Consider the following 2,676-nt stretch of genomic DNA (forward strand, 5'->3'; position numbering starts at 1 on the left):
AGACAGGGTAACAGTGGAGCCATATATAGTGTGCAGAAAGTGTTATTACTGTTTAAACGGGCTGTACCAGTTTTGCAAGCATTCCAGGGTATATGGAGTGAATGTGTCCTGCGATGAACCTCCTTACCTTTGGGGTGCGTACGGGGAATACATGTACGGCGCTCCCGGGTCGCGGGTGCACAAAATTGCTCCTGATGTTCCGCCTGAGGCTGCTTGCATGTCGTCGGTGCTTGGAAATGGGGTCCGCTGGGTGCGTCGGCTGGGCGAGGTGCGCTTCGGAGAATCGGTTGTGATTATAGGGCCCGGAGCCCAGGGACTTGCCAGCGTCATCGCAGCTAAAGAGGCGGGAGCCAGCCCGATTGTGGTGGTGGGCAAGACTCGTAACCCGGCAAAGTGGGATCTGGCATTGGAGTACGGGGCCGATCACGTTGTAGATGTTAGCAAAAATGATGGGTTGGAGGTGGTACGGGACCTAACCGGAGGAGATATGGCCGATGTGGTCATTGAGACTACAGGGTCGGGGCAGATGATGGAGCTTGCCCTCGAGCTTGCTAGGCCGGCTGGGCGGGTAGTCATGATTGGTACCTGCGGGTTTGCGCAAAATGGGTTGACTACTGATTTGATCGTGTTCAAGGAGCTACGGATTATTGGCGGCTTGGGGCAGTCATGGGACACCGAGGCGGCAGTGAAGGTCATCAATTCGGGTAAATATGCCATTGAAAAGATGGTCACTCACGTCTATCCGCTTGACAGGGCAGATGAGGCAATGCGGTTTTACATGGACAACGGGGGAAGCAGCATCAGAGTGGCCCTTCGGCCATAGGGATTATTCTTTCGCTCATGGCATATCGCTATAGTCCGGTGTGGCAACCCTGTTTTGGGTCTGGGAGAGGTCAGAGGAATGCACTTTAAGGAAGCTGGGAGGGAGAAAAATGCAACTATCATTTTTGGGCGACCTGATCACGGGCAGTGGAGCCATTCACAGCATAATGATAGCCCTGGCCCTGATTTTAATGGTCGCTGCGGTCGTTATCTGGATCATTGAATTCAGCGGACACACGATAACCTCGCGCGGTATTGTTAAGAACAATTTTAAGTGGGATGCTTCTGCCATTGCTACTGTCGCCATCTGTGCAGCTGTATATATTGTGGGACGGCCGATACAGTTCCAATTTATACCAGGCATTGGTGGATTTAACCCAACATTGGCTCTGGCGCCCATCCTTGGAGCCCTGTTTGGGTTGCCGGGAGCAATCGGGGTTACTTTTTCGATGCCTATAGGAGATGCCATATCGGGTGCCTTGACAGTGGGTTCGGTAGCTGGTTGCCTTTCTCACACGTTCTTGACCTGGCTCCCGTATAAGATGGTCAGAGATGCCGACTTTCGGAACTGGCGGAACGTGGTTACCTTTTATGTGTGGGGCATTATCATTGGTCCCATAATCCACGCCACCGTTATTCCTGGATGGTTGGATTTCACTCATGTATTGCCTCCAGCGGTATGCTGGGCTGGGGTAACGGCTAGCATTCTGATTAATCATATGGTTACGGCTGGTGTGGTGTCGGCCATCTTAATGCCGATTCTCTACCCAATTATCAAAGGCCGGGGACTTTACTGGAGAGATCGCTACCAGGTCGGAGCTGAAGATTAGTTGCAACCTGCTTACTCTGCAAAGGTTATAGAAGCGGGAGAGTCTTGGCTCAACTAGCCTAGCGGATTAGGAGGATATGCCATGAGCGATATTATAGTGAAAGTCGAAAATCTATGCTTCGCCTATATGTCTAATGATGTTCAGGTTCTAAAAGATATTAACCTGACTGTCCGAGAAGGCGAATTTGTAGGGATTATTGGACCATCCGGGGCGGGGAAGACAACGCTTTGCTACTGCCTCAAGGGACTGATACCCCATACCATTAAGGGGAAGCTTAGGGGCACAATTAGGGTCTGTGGTACTGACATAAAGAAAACAGGTCCCGAACAGATGGCGAGCCAGGTTGGCATGGTACTGCAAGACCCGGAGGGGCAAATAATTGGCCTCACAGTCGCTGAAGATGTTGCCTTTGGTCCTGAAAATATGGAGTGGCCTAGGGAAAAAATTTTGTCGGAAATCCCCGGTTACCTCGATCTTGTGCGACTCTCTGGTTTTGAGCAACGCGAGACCTATAGCTTGTCTGGTGGTCAAAAGCAGCGTCTGGCAATTGCTGGGGCCCTTATAATGAAGCCGCGCCTTCTGATCTTGGATGAGCCTACGTCAGAACTTGACCCTCTTGGTCGAGAAGAGGTATTTAGGACTATTCGTCGACTTCGGGACGAGGGAAATGTAACAGTAATCGTTGTGGAGCAAGCGGTGGAAGAGCTAATTGAAGTATGCGACCGGTTGGTCATTATAGATGGCGGGCAGATCATTGCGGATGCTTCTCCAGTTGAACTTTTTAAGCAGAAAGAACTTTTAAACCGCATCCGCGGCAGGGTGCGGATCCCTCAAGTTGTGGAGCTACTGTGCAGGCTGGAAGAATCGGGTCTGATTCCCCACGAATGGATTACTCCTTATGAAGATGAGGCGGTAGAGACTTTAAGCCGGCTCATGCAAGGAGGTGTTAATTATTGAGCACCACGATAGTTCCTGCCATTGAGGTTAGGACGCTTACGTACAAGTATCCGCAGAGCAACGAATT

The 2,676-nt window shown here is 51.0% G+C and carries 3 protein-coding genes; all 3 read left to right on the forward strand.

The window, feature by feature from the left end; genetic code table 11:
- On the forward strand, window positions 1-823 hold an 823-nt coding region (locus tag H5U02_15005), incomplete at its 5' end, for a zinc-binding dehydrogenase (protein ID MBC7343728.1).
- A gap of 109 nt (window positions 824-932) precedes the next feature.
- Entirely contained in the window at window positions 933-1,652 is a 720-nt protein-coding gene (locus H5U02_15010) for a hypothetical protein (protein ID MBC7343729.1), read from the forward strand.
- An 81-nt stretch (window positions 1,653-1,733) separates the two neighbouring features.
- Complete coding sequence (locus H5U02_15015) at window positions 1,734-2,609, forward strand: ATP-binding cassette domain-containing protein (protein ID MBC7343730.1); 876 nt, start codon at window positions 1,734-1,736, stop codon at window positions 2,607-2,609.
- The last annotated feature ends 67 nt before the right edge of the window (window positions 2,610-2,676 follow it).

It is taken from the genome of Clostridia bacterium, from assembly GCA_014360065.1.
Lineage (GTDB): Bacteria > Bacillota > DSM-521 > Neomoorellales > JACIYF01 > JACIYF01.

Coding starts and splice junctions, on each gene's coding strand:
- H5U02_15010 (MBC7343729.1), top strand. CDS start 933: ATGCAACTATCATTTTTGGGCGACCTGATCACGGGCAGTGGAGCCATT.
- H5U02_15015 (MBC7343730.1), top strand. CDS start 1,734: ATGAGCGATATTATAGTGAAAGTCGAAAATCTATGCTTCGCCTATATG.